The following is a 20,991-nucleotide window of genomic DNA, read 5'->3' on the forward strand; positions in this document are numbered from 1 at the left end:
GGGTCACAAACGGGCTGGGATTGACGAACGGTCTGGGCGGTTTGAGGTTCTCATCTGAAGCGAAGTTCAGTCGCTGGAAGGTGCTTCTCATACCGCTGATTGCTGTGGCGCTGCTGATGTCCTCGCTATTCGGTCCTGTCGGAGAGGAGGTCGCGACAATGGGCAGCATCAGGATCGACGGTCAGTTCAGTGATTGGACAGATGCCTCGAGGATGCAGAGCTCTGGAGACTTCATGATCAATCCCAACATCGACATCATCGAGACGGCGGTCGAGAACAACGTGGAGTATGTATCGTTCTACCTGAGAGTGAGCGGAAGCGTCCTGCAGGGCGAGCCTACCACTCGCAGGGCGGACACGGTTCACATCTTCATCGACGTCGACAGGAGCTACGGTACGGGTTACCAGATCAGGGGGATAGGCGCAGATTTCATAATCGAAGTGTATGGCACCAACGGCGAGGTCGCCACTTCCAGGTTGATGAGGTTCGACACGAACAGAGGCCAGGAGGACTGGAACAGCTGGCTGTCCGAGGTGAACGTGCATTCCGAGATCAGCGGGCAGAACCTCGAGACCCAGGTGTATTGGCCGACAATAGCGACTGAGCCGACGACGATAGACGTTCTCTTCCATGCGAAGAGCTGGAACGACCACGAAGATCTCGCGGACTTCATCAGCAGCAACAGCGAGGGCATACTCCTTGTGCGGCAGAGAAGCGGTATCCAGAATGATGTCCTGACAGGCGTGAACCAGGTCCTCCTCGAGGTGGACCTTTTCGCCGTTGACACTGACATCGAGGTTCTAAGCATCGAGGTGGCGATAACCGGGACTGCAGAGTATGCGGACGTTAGTGCGGTGAAGCTCGTCGATCTGGGCGGGACGCCGGTGTCCCAGAGGATATGGATGGGACCGACGGTGATCTTCGATGCTCCGATCACAATCCAGTCGCAGGAGATGGAGAGGTATCACGTGGTTGCGGATATCGCATCCACGAGCAGCGGAAACACAATGGGTGCCAGCATCCCTCATACCGGTGCTGTGACCCTGACGAGCGGAGTGGTCACGGTCGAGAGAGTGGCAGCGACTCTGGACGTGGGCTATATCGAGATGATCCCTTCCGACATCGTCATTGATGGAGGCTTCGCGGACTGGCTCGGCATGTCTCTGGATTCCAATGACGAGCCCGAGACCAGCTCGATACAGAGCATCGACATCAGAAGCTACGATGCCGCGAACGACAACACGAGCGCGTCGTTCTACCTGAAGGTCGATGAGGAGATATTCGGCGGGACATCCGTCCCATACGATACCCCGACCATCCCAACCGGAGGTGGACCGGTCATAATCGACAGCGACCGGGACTCCGTTCCGGACACTGTTGACGGACCGAACGGTGATGGCACGCGACCGTTTGACTTCGATAACGACGGTGTGCCCGACGTTCAGACGGGATACGACTATGACGGGGACGGGGATACTGACTATCCCTTAGGATTAGACGAATGGCTGCAGACGACGATACCTGCAGACTACCTGGCAGCGTACGCAAATGTGACGGTCAGCATATTCATAGGTCAGCAAGTGGATCCAATAATCCTAGGCGAGGACACCTCACTGATCTTCATCGACACGAATGGGACTTCCGGAACTGGATACGGTATCGGCCCGGTCAGTGCCGAGTACATGGTCCAGGTGAGGGGCAAGAACGGCCACATCATCAGCAGCGAGCTCTTCGAACACGCCGGCACGAGTCCAGGCCAGTGGATATGGAGCTCACTTGGGAATGCCGATGCAGGCACAGACTACTCCCAGCTGGAAGTTCAGGTTCTCCTGACGTCAATTGGACTTGGCCCTGGGGACGGCTTCGGTGCCTACTTCCACACTTCGGCCTGGAGCCAGGCGGGGGAGGACTACTCTGATGATGCACTGTCGAACATCACGACCCGAAGCATTCCTGAATCCCGAACGAGACATTTCGCTGACGCTAATGGAGGCTACGGGCTTGTCGCACCTGACGGCGGGACAATCGACATCACGATAGATGGAGAAATCAACGAGACCAATGAGAACGACTGGACGAGTACCGCGAAGACGGACACATACGGCTCGTACATCAAGACGTACGTGGTCTACAACAGCACTGACCTGTTCGTGGCGATAGAGGTGCTTTCCGAGGGAACTGGGAGCGGATCAAACCAGGACTACGCAGAGATCGCTTTCGACACAAACCACGATGGCGGCACTGATCCGCAGACCGACGACTACAAGTTCTTCGTGAAGAACCCTGGCACGAGCGAGAAGAGGGACAGTGCAGGGTCCGGAAGTGGATGGGACGATGCGTGGACGCCGAGCTCCTCCTGGAACGCCTCGGTAGATGACACAGATACGTACGTCACCTATGAGTTCCGAATACCTCTCGAATACGTGTTCAACACGAGCACGCCTTCGGATGGCCATATTGCAGGATTCTGTATACACGTCTCCAACGACACGGGTAGCGTCTACTACTATTGGCCCGACGCAACTGGCTCCGGGGAGACGAACAGCCGTGAGGACACGCCGAACGACTGGGGCGATCTCTTCTACACCAGACCCAGGCTGGTCATCAATGAGGTTTCCCCCAACACCACGAGTGAATGGGTCGAGCTCTATAATGGTGGAGACTCCATCGAGATCAATGGAACCGTTCTTTCCGACCAAGATGGATTCACGTGGACGATGACTTCTTCACTCGTTGTTCCGAATGATGTCTACCTCATCCTCATGGCAGGTTCAGGAACAGATGACACAGACTTCTCGGATGGCAATGGGACGCTCTACATCGGCACGACCGAATTCAACAACACCGGAGAAGACGTTCTGCTCAAGTTCGGCGGCAACGACATGGGAATCGACTACATGCAGTATGGTAGCGGAAGCGACATCCAGAGTTGTCCGTCTGATCCAGCCTCAGAGAACTCATGGACAGGAACCTTGACGGCACCAAGCGGCACCGATTCGGCGGGAAGGGGCAAGACCAGTTCCGATACGAATGCCGCGAGCGATTGGGACAACAACGGCGGTCCGGACGTGAATCAGCGAACGAGAGGACATGTGAACTATGTTGCCAGTTTGACCGTCACTGGTGAGGACCAGGCACCAGCAAACGTGCAACAGGGCCAAACACTCGTCGTAATGCTCAACCTCACTCTATCGGCCAACTATGGCTGGATCGAGGTCACCGAAATCGATGTGAACAGAACTGGGACAAGCTCGACAGAGACCGATATCGCAGCGGCCACGCTCTGGCTGGACGTGGACGAGGACGGAGAGTATGACAGCGGCACGGACACCTTCATCAAAACGGGAACTTATGCCAGTGGGAACTACACGTTCTCCAGCTTGTCAATACACGTTCAAGTCAACAGTCCGAAGTATCTCCTCGTGATCTACAACGTCTCGTCTTCCGCGAACACAGGAGTGACCGTGGGCGCCCAGGTCGACGGCGAGTCCAACGTCACGGTCACAAGTCCTGATAGTGTTGCCGCCTTTTCCGAGATCAACTCAACCAACTCGACGATACAGGGGAATCAGCTCTCGGTTTCTGGGACGGACAAAGCCCCGGCAAGCGTGGGCAAGGGTCAGACAGAGGTCGTGATGCTGAGCCTGAACCTATCGACAACGTACGGCTCGATCACGCTCACCCAGATTGAAGTGAATCGAACCGGGACCAGCACAACGGAGTCCGACATCACCAACGCAACGCTGTGGCATGACGTCGACAACAATGGGGCTTATGATGTTGGAACTGACGTATGTCTAGCCGTCGGAAGCTACTCGAGCGGCTTCTACACCTTCTCGAGCCTCTCCTTCGCTGTCAATGCGGGAACGAACGAGTCCATTCTGGTCATGTACAACGTATCTTCAACTGCCAACACGGGAGTCACCGTTGGAGCGAGAATCAACGGTTCAAACAACATCACAGTGCAGAGCCCCGACACCGTGGCTTCGTTCTCTCCGATCCAGTCCACGAATTCAATGATAGTGACCTCCACGGTAACAGTCCAGGGGACCGACAAGGCTCCGGCCACCGTTGAGCAGGGGCAGACAGCAGTCGTCATGCTCAACCTTACCCTCACAGCAGACTACGGCACCGCAACCCTCACATCAGTGAACGTGAACAGAACTGGTACGAGCACGACCGAAGCTGACATTTCTGAGGCAACACTCTGGCACGATGTCAATGACGATGGAGACTACGACGCGGGTACTGACGTGTGCCTGGGTTCAGGAACATACTCCAATGGCAACTACACGTTCTCTGGACTCTCCTTTGATATCGCGGCCGGCACACCAGAGAGACTCCTCGTGATGTACAATGTCTCATCATCTGCGAACACTGGAGTCACCGTTGGGGCCAGAATCGACGGGGCAGCTAACATAACCCTCTCGGGTTCTGACACTGTGGGGGCATTCTCCCCCATCCAATCCACCAATTCAACGATAAACGCCAATGAGCTGGATGTCTATGGTGGAGACGTCGCACTCTCTGTCGTTTTCCAAGGCGAGGACTTCGCGGAGATGCTGAATCTGACACTGTCGACCGACTACGGCTCAGTCACCGTAACCCAGATCGATGTAACGAAGACGGGAACCAGTACACAGAGCGGGGACATCGATGCGGCCATTCTGTACGAAGATGTGAACGGCGATGGTGACTACGATTCGGGAACGGACACGTACATAGCCACTGGGGCATTCTCGAGCGGCGTCTACACGTTCTCAAGCCTATCCATCAGTATCAGCGCCGGAATAGACAAAGATCTCCTGGTCATGTACAACATCTCAGCTTCGGCAACGACTGGAGTGACAGTTGGGGCGAAGATAAACGGTGCAAGCGACATCACGGTCCAGAGCCCTGATACTGTGGGTTCTTTCAGCGCGATTTCCTCCACAAACGCAATTATCCGGGACTCAGACGTCTTCGTCCTGGAGGTAACGGGTGAGGTCTATGAATCCACGGACGGTGGGAAGTCCTTCAGCTACAAGGGCGATGCAACGGCTGATTTCGTCGCCATCTGCATCAACCGAAGCAACAGCGACCTCTATGCATTTGTGAACAACGGCTCCGTCTACAGGTCCACAGACATGGGCCAGAACTGGGTCTATCGAGGAGACGCTTTCGCTGGAGCTCCTGCAGGCATTGATTTTACGATAGATTCCAACGACTACATCTACCTGCTTCAGACTGACGGGGACATATACCTCTCGACCGATGGCGGCGCAACCTTCGCCACAAAAGGGGACGCGGGAGCCAGTTCGATCGGCATTGAAGCAAACTACTCGAACGATGACCTATACGTTGTAGAGACGGATGGAGATGTAGCGTACTCCTCTGACGGTGGAGACACATGGACGACCCGAGGAGATGCAAGCGCTGGTAACGACGTTAAGGACATCGCAATCGATTCGAACGGATATGTCTATGTCCTCGAGGGTTCCGGGGAGGTTTACCGCTCGATGGACTACGGGGACACCTTCTCACAGATGGGAGATATCGGGACCGATATCTACAACGGCATCTGCATTGACACGAGATACGACTACATCTACGTCATCGAAGACACTGGCCAGGTCTACCTGTCCATCGACAGCGGCGGCAATTGGACACTCAGATCCGACATCGGAAGCCAGACTGACTACGAGGACATCACCTGCTACGTCATCCCGGAGTTCTCGGAAATCGCTATTCCGCTCATTCCAGTCCTCATTCTCGTTCTCTTTGCGATCCGAAGGAAGAGAGGCGACCAGTCGAAGAAGGACACAGCACAAGAAGACGCCGAGGTTGTCCCTCGGCAGTAACAGCGCGAATCATGGGCTGCGTTGCACTCTCCTCGCCCTGACCCTTGCCGAGGGTTTGTTGGACACCGGGGTTGTCCTCCAATCACTGAACCACATTACGTGGACGTCATGGGGAACCATCGCGATGTCCGCCCCAGCTTGCATTGCAGATCATTGATCACTGCAACCTTCTCACTGGAGCGCTATCACATTCGCGTGCGACGGTAAAAAGGTTTGTGCGGGAGCTTCCTTCGGTGGTCAGGTGCTCCTTCGCCCTCGCGGGATGACCTCCAGTGCTTCTCCACTGTTTCTCCTATGTCTCACTAGTGATCCTCCGCTTCTCCTCCACTTCCCCTCCACACCCACTCCGCTTCAACTCTGCTTAGGAGGCCTTGACAGAGTGCTCTTAAGCGTTTCCGTCGTTTTTCTCCTAACTCTCTCCTAACTCTCTGTAAGCTCGCTCCTATCTTCCTGTAAGTGTTCTCCTAGTGTTCTATAGACCCACTCCGTTTCCCCTCCGTAACCACTCCGTACCCACTCCGTTTCTTCTCCGTTCTTGCTCTCTTCCCGCGAAAGCGCAAATACCACCCGACTCTTGTCCTACTCCTAGCCCGCTTGGCGCCAGCGCCAAGAGCGAATCCAACAGGCTCAGACGAACGCATATGCCCATCGAAAAGTGATTAATATCCCCGTGCGGATGGCTCACCGATGGATTTCAAGATCATACAGGACACGATCTTCGGGAGCATGAGGTTCGAAAGACCGTTCCTGGACCTCATGGAGACGCTGGAGATTCAGAGACTTAACGGCATCAGGCAGCTCGGGCTAACATACCTGGTCTTCCCGGGTGCCAACCACACCAGGATCGAGCACTCGCTGGGGTGCTGCCATCTGGCGCAGAGGATGAGCGCGATACTCAACCTCCCCGAGGAGGAGAGGCTCTCCGTCTCGGCCGCCGCGCTCCTGCACGACATCGGCCACGGACCGTTCTCGCACATGCTGGAGTACTACATCTCCGAGCTGAGCGGGCTGGACCACATGCTGCTCGCGAAGAAGGTGATACGCGGAGAGGAGGAGATGATCGCCGGACCGGAGAAGGAGCAGTTCGACGACGTCCCATCCGTTCCAGAGGTCCTCGAGAAGCACGGGCTCGATCCGAAGCTGGTCTCCGACATCGTGATGGGTTCACGGGAGCTGGGCTTCTCCAAGCTCTCGGACTTTGGCGGGCAGAAGCCGTCGGAGGCAAGGAAGTACCTCTCGCAGATGATCCACGGGGCCATCGACGTCGACCAGATCGACTACCTCCTGCGGGACTCCCACTACACCGGAGTCGCGCACGGAGTGATAGACGTCGACCGCCTCATACAGACGGTCCAGATATTCGACAACGACATAGTCACGGACAAGAAGGGGATGAGCTCGGTGGAGGGCATGTTCGTCGCTCGCGCACTGATGTACTCATCGGTCTACTTCCACAAGACGGTCCGCGTCGCGGAGCTTATGCTCGCCCGGGCGGTCGAGCGGGCCGCCGAGCCGGACTACGAGAGGATTCAGAGGATGGTGGACTCGGAGCTGATGTCCTGGCTGGTCTCGCAAGGCGGACTGCAGCGGGACATGGCGATGAGGATCAAGTACAGGAAGCTCTTCAAGAAGGCCTACATCTTGGAGGAGAAGGAGCTCAGCGGCGACAGGCGGGGGACGCTCTCGGAGCTCACGGACCTGAGGAGGAGACGGGCGGTCGAGGACTCCATCGCGGACCGAGCCAACGCCAAGCGCGGGGAAGTGATACTGGACATGCCCCGCCCGGAGCTCCTCGTCACCGAGCCGAGGATGAACCAGCTCGACGTCAAGATACTGGACGGGAAGAAGGTGAGACCTCTCAGGCGCATGAGCGGTCTGAGCAAGACCCTGCAGAGGAGAGAGGTCTCGGACTGGGTCCTTCTCGTCTCGTGCGATCCGAAAGCAAGGGAAGCGGTCGGGAAGGCAGCGCCCAAGGTCATTTTCGGTTGATCCAGGAACCGCTAGAAGCACCGTCCGATGCAGTCCAATATCTCTAAATATCCGTAACAGCATTATCCTCCGATTTGTGGGATGGGATTCCTCACAAATACTGGAGGTCTGAGAATGAAGACCCTACTAGAGGAAGCACTTTCAAGAGACGACAAGCCTGTGAGCACCGCGCCAGCGGTTAATGAGGATATGAGCGCCGACACGGAACTCGAATCGCTTCTCGCCGAGATGAAGACCAAGGTGAGGATATTCGGGTGCGGGGGCAGCGGCTGCAACACCATCGCCCGGATGATGGAGGAAGGCATAGCCGGTGCGGAGCTGTTCTCGGCGAACACCGACGCTCAGCACCTCCTGGCGACCCCCTCGCCCAAGAAGATACTCCTCGGAAGAAGGGTGACCAAGGGTCTGGGAGCGGGCGCCCTGCCACAGATCGGAGAGGAAGCGGCGCGCGAGAACGAGGAGGACATCAAGAAGTTCCTGCACGGTTCCGACATCGTCTTCGTGACGTGCGGTCTGGGCGGCGGGACGGGTACCGGCGGGAGCCATGTGATATCCAAGCTCGCCAAGGACGCGGGAGCTCTGACCGTGGCATTCGTTACGCTTCCCTTCAAGGGCGAGGGACAGCTGAGGATGGAGAACGCCGAGTGGGGCCTCGAGAAGCTCAGGCAGAATGCCGATACAGTCGTCTCGATACCGAACGACAGGCTCCTGGACCTTGTTCCGCGGCTCTCTCTCAACGCCGCGTTCCGATTCGCCGACGAGGTGCTTGTGCGGGCGATAAAGGGCCTTGCGGAGGTCATCACCAAACCGGGTCTCGTGAACCTCGACTTCAACGACATCAGAACGATAATGCAGGGCGCGGGAGTCGCGATGATCGGGCTCGGTGAGTCCGATGCGGTCGGCGAGGACCGGGCGGTCGAAGCCCTCACCGAAGCGATCGAGTCTCCGCTGCTCGACGTAGATGTGAGCGATGCGAGAGGCGTTCTCGTCAACGTCACGGGAGGCAACGACATGACCGTGTCCGAGGCCGAGAAGGTGGTCGAGGAGATACAGGACAGGGTGAACCCCAACGCGCGCATCATATGGGGCGCCAGCGTCGATCCGACACTCGAGCACACGTTGAAAGTGATGCTCATCGTCACCGGAGTGAGGTCCAAACAGATACTCGGAAAGACGACCTCACCCATCGGCAAGAAGATGGACATGGACGTCGTGAAGTAGCCCCTCCAACGCGAGAAAATCGTCATAGCCAGACATCCGGCGACCGCCGGCCATCCTACCGAAACCTTTTATAGCCAAGTGTGGTTTACGTGAACGAAAACCTTCAACCCATTTGTATCCATGGATTGATTTGGAGGATTCGAGATGAAATCTGTAGTAGAAGAAGTTCTATCTCGAGCGGGTGAAGAGACTATTGCTCGGGAAGCGCCCACTGAACTCGGCGGGTTCAGCGCCGATGATGAAGAGCTCGAGAGGATTCTAGCGGAACTGAAGACGAACATCAGGATCATAGGTGTGGGCGGTGGAGGGTCCAACACGATAGACAGGCTCGTGGATGCCGGCGTTCTGGGCGCGGAGCTGTACGCGGCGAACACCGATGCGCAGCACCTGCTGACCATCCGGTCGCCCCACAAGTTGCTCCTGGGCAAGAGGTCCACGAGAGGTCTGGGGGCCGGAGCGCTGCCGCAGATAGGCGAGGAAGCCGCCCGCGAGAGCGAGGAGGAGCTGCGAGGTCTGCTCCAAGGGGCGGACATGGTCTTCGTCACGTGTGGTCTCGGAGGCGGCACGGGCACGGGCGCAACACCCTACATTGCGAGCCTGGCCAAGGAGGTCGGGGCGCTCACGATCGCGATCTGCACTCTTCCGTTCAGGGCAGAAGGCACGGTCAGAATGGAGAACGCGGAGTACGGGCTCGAGAAGCTGAGGAACTACGCTGACACGGTGATAGTGATCCCGAACGACAAGCTTATCGAGCTGGTCCCGAGACTGGCGCTCAACGCTGCCTTCAAGGTGGCCGACGAGGTTCTGATGCGGTCGATCAAGGGAATCACCGAGGTCATCACGAAACCCGGCCTGGTCAATCTGGATTTCAACGACATAAGGACGATTATGAAGGGCGGTGGCGTGGCGATGATCGGCCTCGGTGAGGGCGACTCCGATAACCGGGCCGAGGAAGCTGTCGAGGAAGCAATAAACTCTCCTCTGATCGATGTCGACATAAGCGATGCCTCGGGCGCGCTGGTCAACGTCACCGGCGGTACAAGCATGACCGTCAGCGAAGCGGAAAAGGTCGCCGAGATAGTTCAGAGCAGGATCAGCCGGAACGCGCGAATCATCTGGGGAGCCGCGGTGGAACCGTCCCTGGAGCACCTCATGCGGGTCATGGTGATTCTGACGGGCGTGAAGTCCAGACAGATTCTGGGCCGAGAAGAGGTCCGAAAAGCTGAAGTAGGCGGTATTGACTTAATCAAGTAGTTCGGTGCGACCAATGGACATCGTTGACAAGTCATGGGACTTACAGAGGAAGATTGAGGAGAAGGCCAAGAGGATCGGCAGGGGGAAGTACGGCAGGATCCTGAGGATGGCTCGAAAACCAACGACGGACGAGTACATCAGGGTTCTTCAAATCACGGGTCTCGGCATACTCCTGATTGGTGCGGTGGGCTTTCTCATATTCCTCATCATGGTAGAGCTTCCAAAGATGTTTGCATAGCTAGGGAGATTGATCCAGTGGGAGTTTTTGAAGAAGAGGAAGGGGAAGAAGAAGAGGAAGAGGAGGAACCCGAGGAACGTCCCGAGCGGTACGGAATCGCACTCACGTGCGAGGAGACCACTCGGGTGGTCACGTCGGGCTCGTCCAACGACTTCGAGATGACGCTGGAGAACCTCGGGGACGCCGAGGACACCGTTCAGATCAAGCTCGATCTCATGTATGCCGAGGAGGAGGAAGGAGAGCACTCTGAGTGGACCGTCAAGATTGAGGGACTCTTCAGGAGCTTGTGGGATATCACGCTGACCGAGCTGACCGAAAGGGAGATCGAGACGGGCTCGCATGAGAAGAAGGAGTTCACGTTGAACGTGGTCGCCCCGAGGGGACCGAAATACGGTGACCGTCTGAACGTGGTGGTCATTGCCACATCAAGAGGAGATCCGGCTCTTTCCGACATGAAAACGATATCCACTACCGTCAGGCAGATGGTGATGGCCGTCAAGACTTCCATAGGCCATGAGAAGAGCGTCGCGGACTCCATCGCGGCGAGGGCGAAGTCCCCGAAGACCGGTGTGTTCTCCGTCCTATCGCCGACGACCCTCAGGGGCTACGTGCTCGTTGAGACGATGAACCCCGACAGGCTCGAGGAGATCGTGAAGGGCATCCGAAGGGCCCGGGGCATTGTGAAAGGGGACACGTCCTTCGGCGAGATCGATCATTTCCTGGAGCCCAAACCGCTCGTGTCCGGGATTGTCGAAGGCGACATCGTCGAGCTCATCGCGGGACCGTTCAAGGGCGAGAAGGCCAGGGTCCAACAGATCGATGAGGGTAAGGAAGAGATCACGGTCGAACTCTTCGAAGCCGTCGTTCCAATACCGGTCACGGTGAGGGGAGACAGTGTGCGGGTCATCCAGAAGGAAGAGAGGGAGGAGTGATATTGGCCGAGGTTCTCAAGGTTCTCGTTGATGGAGGAAAGGCTTCTGCTGGACCGCCTCTTGGACCGGCTCTTGGTCCGATGGGGGTCAACATCATGGAGGTCATCAACGCCATAAACGAGAAGACGAAGCAGTTCGAGGGGATGAAGGTCCCCGTTACGCTCACAGTCGATGCGTCCACGAAGGACTTCGAAGTGGAAGTGGGAACGCCCCCGACCTCAGCATTGATCCTCAAGGAGCTGGGAGTGGAGAAGGGATCCGGAGACCCGACTCGGACAAAAGTCGGCAACCTGACGATCGAGCAGGTCAAGAAGGTCGCCGGCATGAAGAAGTCGTCGATGCTCGGCAAGAAGGAGAAGGAGAGAGTGCTCGAGATCATCGGATCGTGCGTCTCCGTAGGCGTGACCGTGGAAGGGAAGGACCCCAAGAACATGCAGAAGGAGATCAAGGACGGCGTCTTCGACGGAGTGCTCGTGGGCGATTGAGAATCCAAAGACTTATATCGGAGCACTGGATACTCAGCCTCCCACTGTAGGAGGCGAAAGCCGCTGACACTACGGGAGGTCTCTGTTTGGTCGAGAAGGGAACGGTTGAGGCAATAAGGAAGGCAATCGAAACTTCCAAGCAGAGGAATTTTGATGAGAGCGTTGAAATCGCGGTCAATCTCAAGGACGTGGATCTCTCCGTGCCCAAGAACCGGATAGAGGAGGAGATCCTCCTTCCAAAGGGCAGGGGGAGGCAGGTCAGGATAGCGATTTTCGCCACGGGGGAGCTCGCCGTCAAGGCGAAAGGCTCCGCGGACATGATATTCGGGCCCGAGGACATCGAGGACCTGGCGGATGACAAGAGGAGGGCGCGAAAGATTGCAGGGAAGATTGATTTCTTCCTCGCGGAGGCCCCGCTCATGCCCACGATAGGCAAGCGCCTTGGGATGATACTGGCAACAAGGGGGAAGATGCCCAAGCCCGTACCGCCAGGCGCAGACCCCAAGCCGATGATCGAGAACATGAAGCGGACTGTGAGGATCAGAACGAAGGACAGGAGAACGTTCCATGCCCCGGTGGGGACGAAGAGCATGTCGCCCGAGGACCTCGCCGACAATCTGGAAGAGATCATCAAGCGGCTGGTCTCACGCCTCGATAGGGGGAGGGACAACATCGAATCGGCTTATGTGAAGACGACGATGGGACCTGCTGTCAAGATTATGTGAGGTGATGGCTATGGTGGAAGTATCTGAGTGGAAGATCCGGAAAGTCGAGGAACTCACCACAGCGGTCACGGAGAGCCCTGTAGTTGCGATCGCGGACGTCAGGGGCATCCCCGCTCCTCAGCTCCAGCACATTCGCCAGAAATTGAGAGGGAGGGTCAGGATAATGGTCTCCAAGAAGAGCCTGATCCGGCACTCACTGACGAGACTCTCGGATAGCAGAGAGGGCATCGAGCAGCTCGTGGACAGCTTGAACGGGCAAGTGGCATTCGTGCTGACGGACCTCAATCCCTTCAAGCTCTTCAAGGAGATGGAGTCCACGAAGACGAAGGCGCCCGCCAGGGGCGGAGAGATAAGTCCCGAGGACATTCTCGTCAAAGAGGGTGACACGCCCTTCAAGCCAGGACCGATCATGAGCGAGCTCCAGAGAGCAGGACTGCCCGCCTCGATCGAGAGAGGCAAGGTGGTCATAAAGAAGGACACGGTCCTCGTGAAGGAAGGGGAGAAGATACCCAAACAAGTGGCTCAGGTCCTCACCCGCCTCGAGATCTATCCCATCATCGTGGGACTGAACCTGACGGGAGTCTATGAGAACGGCCTGATATTCTCGCCAGAGGACCTCAGAATCGATGACGTCGAGTTCATGTCACGCCTGTCCGACGCAATTGTCGCGACGATGAACCTGGCGATGTTCATACACTACGTCACGGATCGGACCGTCGAGCCCCTCATAGTGCAGGCGGAGCAGAGAGCGCTGAACGTGGCCATGGCATCTGGAATCCTGACGAAGAAGACGGCAGAGCTTCTATTGCAGAAGGCTCATGGGCAGATGCTCAGTCTATCTTCGCAGATCCCTGACGCTCTCGACGATGAGCTCACGGAGAAGCTCACGCCAGGGAAGAAGCGTGAACCAGAAGAGAAGCCGGACGAGAAGAAGGAAGAAAAGGAAGTCTCCGAGGAAGAGCCCGCGTCGGATCCCGGAGCGCAATCTGAATGAGAATCACGGAGGTGAACTAATGGAATATGTCTACTCGGCAATGCTCCTCCACTCGGCAGGAAAGGAGATATCGGAAGACAACGTCGAAAAGGTCCTCAAGGCGGCAGGCGTCAAGCCGGACCCCACAAGGGTGAAAGCTCTGACCGCGTCGCTCGAGGGCGTCGACATCGAAGAGGCAATGTCAACCGCGTTCTCCATCCCCGCCGCTGCTGCACCTGTGGCCGCAGCGCCCGAGGAAGAGGAGAAGAAGGAAAAGAAGGAGAAGAAGGAAGAAGTCAGCGAAGAAGAGGCGGCCGCCGGTCTGGGAGCGTTGTTCGGATAGCCTGGCTCCCTCCAGCCCCAAGCTGCAGTTCCGGCGGGGCCAGGCGCGTTGATCCACGCTCAGGAATCGTGATGAGAAAGGCCGTCTGAGCCCGAGGGCGATGACGAAGATCTTGAGTGCTGATGTGCCACTACTTCTTGGACTCCTTCTCCGCCCTCTTCTTTCTTTCCTTGGCCGTGTAGCCAGTAGCCCTGAGAAGGAAGTCGTTGAATCTTTTTATGGTCTCCAACGCAACGTCATCCGGAACGGACGCATCCATTTCCGTGTCGAGAATCAGGTCTTTTCCGTCGATCCAGGCGGAGATGTGCTTCAGTGCACCGAAGGACGCGGTGAATCTTCCCTCCTCCTCTGAGCAGTCGCCGAAGCTCTCCGTCACGATTGCGCGGAGGTTGTCCGGCTGCAGGTTCTCTTCGTTTCCCCTCTTGATGGGATAATGGCGCATGAGAGGGTAAGAGGAATCCCGCCAAAAAAGCTATCTGTCGAAGAAGGAGCGAGGGTCAGCCGAGCACTGCATAGGCCCTTGCGCGTCCAGGAGATCGAGCCATTGCTCCCGGCAGCCGCATCTCGGATCTGGTGGACTCGCCGAGCCGTCCAACGAGAACTCGCGGAGGAAATCGATGATCGCCGAATCACACCCGCCGCAGTTGTGGGCGCCTCTCCTGCTGCCGGCTCCCGCCGTTGAAACGACGACGCGCGAGTCAGTGTCCCTGCTCCGCTCGACGACGTCCAGGACCGTCCACAGCCAAGGAGGTCGATATTCGCCCCTGTTCCAGAGGTATTCCACGAGCGTGTTCCTCTGGACATTGACAGGGTTGAGGGAGACGACGTCCGCGAGACCGGACGCCGATCGCGCTGCCGCCGCGGCATCCATCACCGCCTCCTTCTCTGTGAGGAACGGGGGTTTTACCAGAACGTAGGCACGCACCCCTATCCCAAGATCCCGGCAGAGCTCGCACGCATTCCTGAAATCCTCGAAGTCCATCTTCTTGTTGATCGAGTTCTGGAGGACTTCATCACTCGCCGACTCAAGGCCCATGGCTATCTCGATCCTGTTTGGCTCGGGCAGCTCCTCAAGACGCTCCCTGGAGACGAATTCCGGCCTGCTCTCGATGAGCACCCTATCGGCACGGGCGAGCGCATCGGTGAGCATTCTCTGAACCGCATCGATCCCGATCTCGTCACCATCAAGGAAGCTCCCTGATGTATATATCTTCAGGAACCTCTGTCCACCATGGCGCTTCATGGCTTCCCCGAACTGCGTGAGTATGCCCTCTGAAGGGACGTCCTCGGCGCAGTCGTCAATGTATCCGCACATGGAACACCCGCTCGTTCTGGACCAATAGCAGCCCTTTGTCCGGAGAATGATCACATGGCACTCTATAGTCTCGCCGTCCAGGACCTCCTGCTCGGTCCATGTCGAGATGAACCTCTCGGGATCCCTTTTGCCCGGCTTCCTGAGCCGCTTGATGATGTCCTCCAGGGTCATTGTACCCACTCGAATAGGTTGCGGAGGCAAAAATACTTGGCTATTTCGTCTTGGGGCTCGTTGTGGCGACAAGACCTGCGACGACACCGAACAGAACGAAGACGATGCCGAGGAACAGGAACAGGTCGAACAAGTCGGTCGTGAGAGACATGCCGTACAGCGTGACTATCCGACCAGCGCTCTCATAGAACGAGAATTCAGAAATCGCTCCTACGGCGATGAGCAGTGTCAGCAGTCCGGAAACCAGGAAGAACATGGCTCCGGTTGCTATCATGGCGATCCCGGCCTTCGCGCTCCCGGATCTCCCCAATGGTACTACGACCGCGGCTGGACGAACTGCCCTGGCCTGGGTCTCCTTCGGAGCGTACTTCGCACAGACGTAGCAGTAGTGACGATCGTGCTTCTCGACGTACGTGAGGTCTTCCCCGCACGTCGGGCACTTCTTCGCCGCTTTCTTCCGCACGACGACTGCTGGCTTCTTGACGGGCAGGTATGACTTGCATGTGGGACAGTACCATCTGTCATACTTCTCCACGTAACTGGCTTTGCCATGGCACTTCGGGCATGTGCCCTCCTCGACCGCCACTGCGGCCCTCTTGACCTCTTTCGGTGCATACTTCCTGCATGTGTGGCAGTACCATCTGTCGTATTGTGAGTAGTACGTCAGAGGCTCCCCGCACGTCGGGCACTTCTTCACCTTGGCCTCCGCCTTCTTGGCTTCAGGCGCGTACTTCTTGCACGTCGAGCAGAACCACCTCTCGTACTTGGCGATGTACGTCAGAGGCTCCCCGCACGTGGAACATCTCCTGACCCCTGGCTTCTCCTTGGGCGGAGCCATCGCGACCGCGGGTACGACCTTCTCCTCAACGGGTGGCTTCTCCTCAGGCGGCGGGGCCTCAAACGGCTTTTCCTCCTCGGGAGGGGCCTCTGGGACTTCCTCCACGCCCGTCTCCACCAGGATCTCTTCCATCTCCTTTTCGAGGTGCGCCTCTTCTGGAACGATCTCCTCTTCAGGAGCTTCTTCGGCGGGTTCCTCCTCTGCCTCTTCCTCAGCTTCAGGTGGGGCCTCCTCTTCGGGCGGTTCGGGCAGCTTCTCCTCTTCGGGCGGTTCGGGCAGCTCCTTCTCCTCTTCGGGCGGTTCGGGCAGCTCCTTCTCCTCAGGAACCTCTTCCTCGACCTCCTCCGGAGGAGCTTCCTCCTCAGGTGGCTGGACCTCCTCCCGCTCCTCTATGCAGACAAGGAGTCTGTCCTGGAGGGCATTCTTCTTCCCGCCGACCTTCAGCCCGTAGGCCCTGCAGAGCGCTACAAGGTCGTCGCGCTTTGAGGCCTTCACGATTTCCTCCGTCAGCTCTGGCTTATCCTCTTCCTCGGGCTCTTCCAGCTCTTCTTCTGGCGTCTCTTCCACCTCCTCTTTGGGCGCGTAGGACTGGCAGTTGAAGCAGTACCATCTGTCGTACTGGGACACGTACGTCAGGTACTTGGCGCATTCCGGGCACTTCCTCTCTTCATCGCTCATCTCTATCCCCTTCGGCGCGTAGGTTTCGCACTCATAGCAGTAGTACCTTTCATGCTCAGCGATATATGACAGTGGTCTCTCGCACTCAGGACAGGCGATCTCCTTCATATCCCCGCCACAAATCGCGCATTTCTCAGCGTCATCTGGCAAGGACGCACCACACCTGGGGCAGTCCACCATTATATCACGCTTCGACGATAATAGCAGACTTATATATTTGTTGTGATGTGATTTTCAATAGGCCATAATCTTTATTAGCCGCCTGGGCTTGAGACGCATTGTGCCACCGTAGCTCAGTTGGAAGAGCGGCTGACTTGTAATCAGCAGGTCGGGAGTTCGAGTCTCTCCGGTGGCTTGTCAAGAGGAGCCGAGCCGCGATCCTCAGCGGCCAACGAACTGGGCGTAGAGACGCGTGGCCCGGTCGCTGGAATGCCATTTTCCTGAAGTCTTGATAGCGGGTAGTTCTCCTTGACTCGCACGGAGCCCCAGATATTTCGTGGAGTGGTCACCTCGAGCCTCGAGGGCCCCAAGAGGTTTCAGCTCATCTTCTTGCGTCCCCACCTGGTCAAGCAAGTCCAGAAGTGAACGGGCCATAGCGGTCTTGAGAAAAGCCTTCAGCTCACTGAGATCCTCCGAATGCCCCGATTCAAGGGAGTGGATGTATCGATCCCTATCTGGTGGCAACACGTGTACTGGTGGCCAACTGTGTTTGAGAAAGTGCAAGTTGAGGAGCAGCCTCCCGATACGTCCATTGCCATCGGTGAAGGGGTGAATCGACTCGAAACGATGATGCATCCACGACGCCAACCCGAATGTCGATTCGCCTGCCAGGTCGCGTTCTGCGTACTCCTCCTCCCACGAAGCCATTGCCGTAACTACTTTCTCCGCTCTTGGTGGGGAATGCCTTGAGCCGGCAATCCGGACGCTCACTCGTCTCCACTGGCCGGCGTCAGGATGGATACCACGAAAGACGGTCTCGTGAAGCTCCAAGACCGACTGCAACCGGATCGGGGCATCGAGCCGTTGGATCAAACCTCGAAATGCCGTCTCGTGATGCAGCGTCTCCAGCACATCTGGGATGGGGCGGTTTCCCACGCTGCGCTGCTCCAACAGGACCATCTCGACGTCCCGCCACGTCAACGTATTACCCTCGATGGCGTTCGTACCCCATGTGTTCAGGGCCCCTGTTCTTTTCCAGACCGACTCCGGAAGGGAAGGCAAGGGGCTGCGGGTCAAGAGGGATTGACGGAGTTCCAGCAATATAGATTCTCGCATAGAGGTGCTATATTCCATATTAGGTATTTAAAGTAATATGGCATTCATCTGTCAAGTCGGAAATGCCATATACCAGATAACCCTCGTATTTGGTGCACTCCGTGTTACCAGTTTCTCAACACTCTAGGGAGTTCGAGCCTCTCCGGTGGCTTTTCCGAGCACAATCACAATTGTAGTTGAACGAAGCTTGAATACTCACAAGGGCGTTTCAACGTCCTGAGGGATGTAGTGAGGTCGAAAGATATCAGGATGGGTTCTAGCGGCTCTGTTGAGGGTCTTCCTCTTCAGTTGCTCATAGCGGTTGTCGTCACGGGGATAGTGATCGCGATGGTCCTTGGATGGATGTCATCCTTGGAACCTCCGAAATCGATTCGGGATGTTCAGATCACCGATGGCGGGGAACAGATCGACACGTTGGAGTATGATCTGGATGAAGCGGAAGTCTCGCCCAGGAGGATAACGGTCATCGTGTTCGACCAGGGCCTGAACCCGTTGTCGGGAGCTGTCGTCGTCGTCCAAGGGTGTGGAGTGTCAGAATACAGGACCACAAATGAGGACGGTGAGGCTCGTATCGACGTCTCGGATGCGTTCCTTCCGAACGGGGGATCGCCCATAGGCCATCTGGAGATACTCGTGGAGAAATCTGGTTACATCAAATTGACAAGGACCTTTCCCGTGGTAAGGGTGTGATCCACGCATCCTCTAAACGCGAGCAACGGTGGCGGCTCGGTCGGTCTATCAACGAACATGCTTCTGTTCGCCGTCGTCGTTGCCATATCCGTTCCCATGGTCCTTTCCGCGTTCGAGACGTATGACCGTTTGAGGACCGAGGACGATCTGGTCAACGAAATCACCAGGTTCGTGAACATTTCTGTTCTGTATCTCGATGCGGGGGGCGGTCGAGCGGACATCACCATCAGGCTTCGTGATGGCGTGCTGCGTCACATAGATTTCGTCGAATTCGGGGGACCACTGGACTCTCCTCAGTGCGCCTCCATAAGGTACAGATTCATCGGTGAGGACACGCGGTATCTCACATTGGAGGACTACGGTCTGAGGATGACCGCCAGCGATGGCCCTCTCAGGCTGTCCAGCGGAACGTGGGAGGTCCACTTGGAGGTCAGAAGCGGCGGTCCCGGCGCATATGCGCACCTCTCGATTGGCTGAGCCACCGCAACAGTTATCCGCATCCCCGCCGATAATCGGCCTGGAGGAAGAAAACTATGAGGAACCTTGTCCGGAACGACAGGGCGGGTCTTTGCCCTCGAGGGAATGCCTCCCTCGGCCAAGCTAGTCTATAGAGTTTTATTGTACAATGGCCCAACGACTCACAAGGAGCTTCGCGAAGAGACTGGATTGGGTTCCAGAACGCTGCGTTTTGCTCTCTCCAAGCTCAAGAACAGCGATGTAGTGGTAGAGAGGATCAGACTCGAGGACGCCCGCCAGAAAGTGGTTCACATCAGGAGGCTAGGAGAACTGCTCTGACATCTTTGTGATCCGCTCGCCGAGGACGTCGACCTCCTCTTCGGTGTTGTAGATGTAGAAAGATGCCCTCGAGCAGCCCTTCATGTTGTGGGCGTTGAACCAGCTGTGCACGCAATGCATCCCGCTCCTGATCATTATGTTCGCCACCTCGTCCAGGATCATGGCGACATCGTGGGGATCGAGCCCTTCCATGTTGAAAGGCAGAATCGCTCCCCGGCCCTCCACGTCCGGACCTAGGATATCCAGACCGGGAACGTTCTCCAGCAACTTCGTACCCTTTCTGTTGAGCATGCGTGAATGCTCCTCGATCTCCGCCAGGCCGATGTTCGAGAGGTAGTCCACCGCCGCGCCGGCTCCTATGATGCCGCTGAAGTTCTGGAGCCCCGCCTCGAACTTGTGGGGCGGTCTCAGGATCTCGCAACCCTCATACCTCGAGTCCGAGACAGTATCCCCGCCAACGATGAACGTGTCGAGCTCCTCGAGGAGGTCGTACTTCCCGTAGAACACACCCATGCCGCTCGGACCGCACATCTTGTGGATGGAGCACGCGAAGAAGTCCACATCCAGGTCCTGGACATCGACCGGCAGGTGGGGCGCGCTCTGCGCACCGTCCATCATGAAAAGCCCACCGTAGTCGTGAACGATCTCCGCAATCTCCTTCGCCGGAATGGTGTGCCCATCGAGATTGGATGTGTGAACCATGCTGACGAGCTTCACCTTCTTTGACATCATCTCCTTGAGGTTCTCCATGGAGAACGTGTTGTCCTCGTTGGACCTCACGACCCGGTACGTCACGCCCTTCTTCCTCGAGAGCTCATGCCAGGGAACGAGATTGGAGTTGTGTTCCTTGTCCGTTGTCAGCACGACATCGTCCCGCTCGAAACTGAGGCACGAGGCGACCATGTTAATCGCCTCCGTCGTGTTCTTCACGAACACGATCTCCTCTCGCCTCTCCGAGTTGAGGAAGCGATGGATCTTCTTCCTGGCCTCGTCGACCTCGAGGGTCACGCGGGTTCCGAATTTGTGTATGCTTCTCCCGCCGCAGGATGGATACTTCTCGTAGTACTCGCTCATCGCCTCGAGGACCTGAGTGGGTCTCAGCGTCGTGCAGGCACTGTCGAAGAAGATCGGTGCATCGTCACCCTGGAGTACTGGGAAATCCTTCCTAATGGCGGGAACGTCCATACACAGTGGGATTGCCGATTCTGAAATAAACCTTTGTCTTGCCG

At 57.1% G+C, this 20,991-nt stretch carries 17 protein-coding genes and 1 tRNA gene; 13 read left to right on the top strand and 5 right to left on the bottom strand.

Annotated elements, in window-relative coordinates:
* The first annotated feature begins 20 nt into the window (after nucleotides 1–20).
* The 10 genes from LN415_02355 (at nucleotide 21) to rpl12p (ending at nucleotide 14,000) form a co-directional block, all read left to right on the top strand.
* The gene (locus LN415_02355) at nucleotides 21–5,840 is read left to right on the top strand and encodes a hypothetical protein (GenBank protein MCJ2555936.1); all 5,820 of its coding nucleotides are present in this window, start codon (nucleotides 21–23) and stop codon (nucleotides 5,838–5,840) included.
* A gap of 687 nt (nucleotides 5,841–6,527) precedes the next feature.
* A complete protein-coding gene (locus tag LN415_02360; protein ID MCJ2555937.1) occupies nucleotides 6,528–7,829 on the top strand; it encodes an HD domain-containing protein in 1,302 nt (433 codons plus the stop codon).
* Between the two features lie 114 nt (nucleotides 7,830–7,943).
* Nucleotides 7,944–9,050: a cell division protein FtsZ gene (gene ftsZ / locus LN415_02365; protein ID MCJ2555938.1), complete on the top strand. Its 1,107-nt coding sequence runs from the start codon at nucleotides 7,944–7,946 to the stop codon at nucleotides 9,048–9,050.
* A gap of 144 nt (nucleotides 9,051–9,194) precedes the next feature.
* Complete coding sequence (gene ftsZ, locus LN415_02370; protein ID MCJ2555939.1) at nucleotides 9,195–10,304, top strand: cell division protein FtsZ; 1,110 nt, start codon at nucleotides 9,195–9,197, stop codon at nucleotides 10,302–10,304.
* A gap of 13 nt (nucleotides 10,305–10,317) precedes the next feature.
* The gene (locus LN415_02375; protein MCJ2555940.1) at nucleotides 10,318–10,542 is read left to right on the top strand and encodes a protein translocase SEC61 complex subunit gamma; all 225 of its coding nucleotides are present in this window, start codon (nucleotides 10,318–10,320) and stop codon (nucleotides 10,540–10,542) included.
* A 482-nt stretch (nucleotides 10,543–11,024) separates the two neighbouring features.
* Nucleotides 11,025–11,474 (top strand): transcription elongation factor Spt5, encoded by a 450-nt coding sequence (locus LN415_02380; protein ID MCJ2555941.1) that lies wholly within the window; start codon nucleotides 11,025–11,027, stop codon nucleotides 11,472–11,474.
* Nucleotides 11,474–11,959, top strand: coding sequence for a 50S ribosomal protein L11 (locus tag LN415_02385; protein ID MCJ2555942.1), 486 nt, complete (start codon nucleotides 11,474–11,476; stop codon nucleotides 11,957–11,959). The genes LN415_02380 and LN415_02385 overlap by 1 nt, the downstream gene beginning before the upstream one ends.
* Before the next feature lie 86 nt (nucleotides 11,960–12,045).
* On the top strand, nucleotides 12,046–12,684 hold the full coding sequence (locus LN415_02390) for a 50S ribosomal protein L1 (GenBank protein MCJ2555943.1): 639 nt from the start codon (nucleotides 12,046–12,048) through the stop codon (nucleotides 12,682–12,684).
* Nucleotides 12,685–12,694: 10 nt separating this feature from the next.
* On the top strand, nucleotides 12,695–13,678 hold the full coding sequence (locus LN415_02395) for a 50S ribosomal protein L10 (protein MCJ2555944.1): 984 nt from the start codon (nucleotides 12,695–12,697) through the stop codon (nucleotides 13,676–13,678).
* Nucleotides 13,679–13,697: 19 nt separating this feature from the next.
* On the top strand, nucleotides 13,698–14,000 hold the full coding sequence (gene rpl12p, locus LN415_02400) for a 50S ribosomal protein P1 (GenBank protein MCJ2555945.1): 303 nt from the start codon (nucleotides 13,698–13,700) through the stop codon (nucleotides 13,998–14,000).
* A gap of 130 nt (nucleotides 14,001–14,130) precedes the next feature.
* On the opposite strand, the gene LN415_02405 is transcribed toward rpl12p, so the two are convergent.
* Genes LN415_02405 through LN415_02415 form a run of 3 tightly spaced genes read right to left on the bottom strand, consistent with a single transcriptional unit; the run spans nucleotide 14,131 to nucleotide 17,152 of the window.
* On the bottom strand, nucleotides 14,131–14,442 hold the full coding sequence (locus tag LN415_02405) for a DUF5611 family protein (GenBank protein MCJ2555946.1): 312 nt from the start codon (nucleotides 14,440–14,442) through the stop codon (nucleotides 14,131–14,133).
* A 30-nt stretch (nucleotides 14,443–14,472) separates the two neighbouring features.
* Nucleotides 14,473–15,486 carry an archaeosine biosynthesis radical SAM protein RaSEA gene (locus LN415_02410; GenBank protein MCJ2555947.1) on the bottom strand — a complete coding sequence of 338 codons (1,014 nt, stop codon included), beginning with the start codon at nucleotides 15,484–15,486 and terminating at the stop codon, nucleotides 14,473–14,475.
* Nucleotides 15,487–15,526: 40 nt separating this feature from the next.
* Complete coding sequence (locus LN415_02415; GenBank protein MCJ2555948.1) at nucleotides 15,527–17,152, bottom strand: hypothetical protein; 1,626 nt, start codon at nucleotides 17,150–17,152, stop codon at nucleotides 15,527–15,529.
* A gap of 132 nt (nucleotides 17,153–17,284) precedes the next feature.
* On the opposite strand from LN415_02415, the gene LN415_02420 reads away from it, so the two are divergent.
* Nucleotides 17,285–17,357 (top strand) — tRNA-Thr (locus tag LN415_02420).
* A 26-nt stretch (nucleotides 17,358–17,383) separates the two neighbouring features.
* On the opposite strand, the gene LN415_02425 is transcribed toward LN415_02420, so the two are convergent.
* Entirely contained in the window at nucleotides 17,384–18,121 is a 738-nt protein-coding gene (locus tag LN415_02425) for a Fic family protein (protein MCJ2555949.1), read from the bottom strand.
* Between the two features lie 384 nt (nucleotides 18,122–18,505).
* Between LN415_02425 and LN415_02430 the strand changes: the two genes are divergently transcribed.
* Entirely contained in the window at nucleotides 18,506–18,967 is a 462-nt protein-coding gene (locus LN415_02430) for a carboxypeptidase-like regulatory domain-containing protein (protein MCJ2555950.1), read from the top strand.
* Nucleotides 18,968–19,024: 57 nt separating this feature from the next.
* On the top strand, nucleotides 19,025–19,444 hold the full coding sequence (locus LN415_02435) for a hypothetical protein (GenBank protein ID MCJ2555951.1): 420 nt from the start codon (nucleotides 19,025–19,027) through the stop codon (nucleotides 19,442–19,444).
* Between the two features lie 300 nt (nucleotides 19,445–19,744).
* Here the strand turns inward: LN415_02435 and LN415_02440 are convergent, their stop codons facing one another.
* Complete coding sequence (locus LN415_02440; protein MCJ2555952.1) at nucleotides 19,745–20,947, bottom strand: cysteine desulfurase; 1,203 nt, start codon at nucleotides 20,945–20,947, stop codon at nucleotides 19,745–19,747.
* Between the last annotated feature and the right edge of the window lie 44 nt (nucleotides 20,948–20,991).

The sequence above is a fragment of the Candidatus Thermoplasmatota archaeon genome, from assembly GCA_022848865.1.
In the GTDB taxonomy this organism is placed as follows: Archaea; Thermoplasmatota; Thermoplasmata; order RBG-16-68-12; family JAGMCJ01; genus JAGMCJ01.

What these genes read in the sequence shown, in the direction of transcription:
- ftsZ (MCJ2555939.1), top strand. Translation starts at nt 9,195, where the DNA reads ATGAAATCTGTAGTAGAAGAAGTTCTATCTCGAGCGGGTGAAGAGACT.
- LN415_02410 (MCJ2555947.1), bottom strand. Translation starts at nt 15,486, where the DNA reads ATGACCCTGGAGGACATCATCAAGCGGCTCAGGAAGCCGGGCAAAAGG.
- rpl12p (MCJ2555945.1), top strand. Translation starts at nt 13,698, where the DNA reads ATGGAATATGTCTACTCGGCAATGCTCCTCCACTCGGCAGGAAAGGAG.
- LN415_02395 (MCJ2555944.1), top strand. Translation starts at nt 12,695, where the DNA reads ATGGTGGAAGTATCTGAGTGGAAGATCCGGAAAGTCGAGGAACTCACC.
- LN415_02380 (MCJ2555941.1), top strand. Translation starts at nt 11,025, where the DNA reads ATGGTGATGGCCGTCAAGACTTCCATAGGCCATGAGAAGAGCGTCGCG.
- ftsZ (MCJ2555938.1), top strand. Translation starts at nt 7,944, where the DNA reads ATGAAGACCCTACTAGAGGAAGCACTTTCAAGAGACGACAAGCCTGTG.
- LN415_02375 (MCJ2555940.1), top strand. Translation starts at nt 10,318, where the DNA reads ATGGACATCGTTGACAAGTCATGGGACTTACAGAGGAAGATTGAGGAG.
- LN415_02360 (MCJ2555937.1), top strand. Translation starts at nt 6,528, where the DNA reads ATGGATTTCAAGATCATACAGGACACGATCTTCGGGAGCATGAGGTTC.
- LN415_02405 (MCJ2555946.1), bottom strand. Translation starts at nt 14,442, where the DNA reads ATGCGCCATTATCCCATCAAGAGGGGAAACGAAGAGAACCTGCAGCCG.
- LN415_02435 (MCJ2555951.1), top strand. Translation starts at nt 19,025, where the DNA reads ATGCTTCTGTTCGCCGTCGTCGTTGCCATATCCGTTCCCATGGTCCTT.
- LN415_02440 (MCJ2555952.1), bottom strand. Translation starts at nt 20,947, where the DNA reads ATGGACGTTCCCGCCATTAGGAAGGATTTCCCAGTACTCCAGGGTGAC.
- LN415_02425 (MCJ2555949.1), bottom strand. Translation starts at nt 18,121, where the DNA reads ATGGTCCTGTTGGAGCAGCGCAGCGTGGGAAACCGCCCCATCCCAGAT.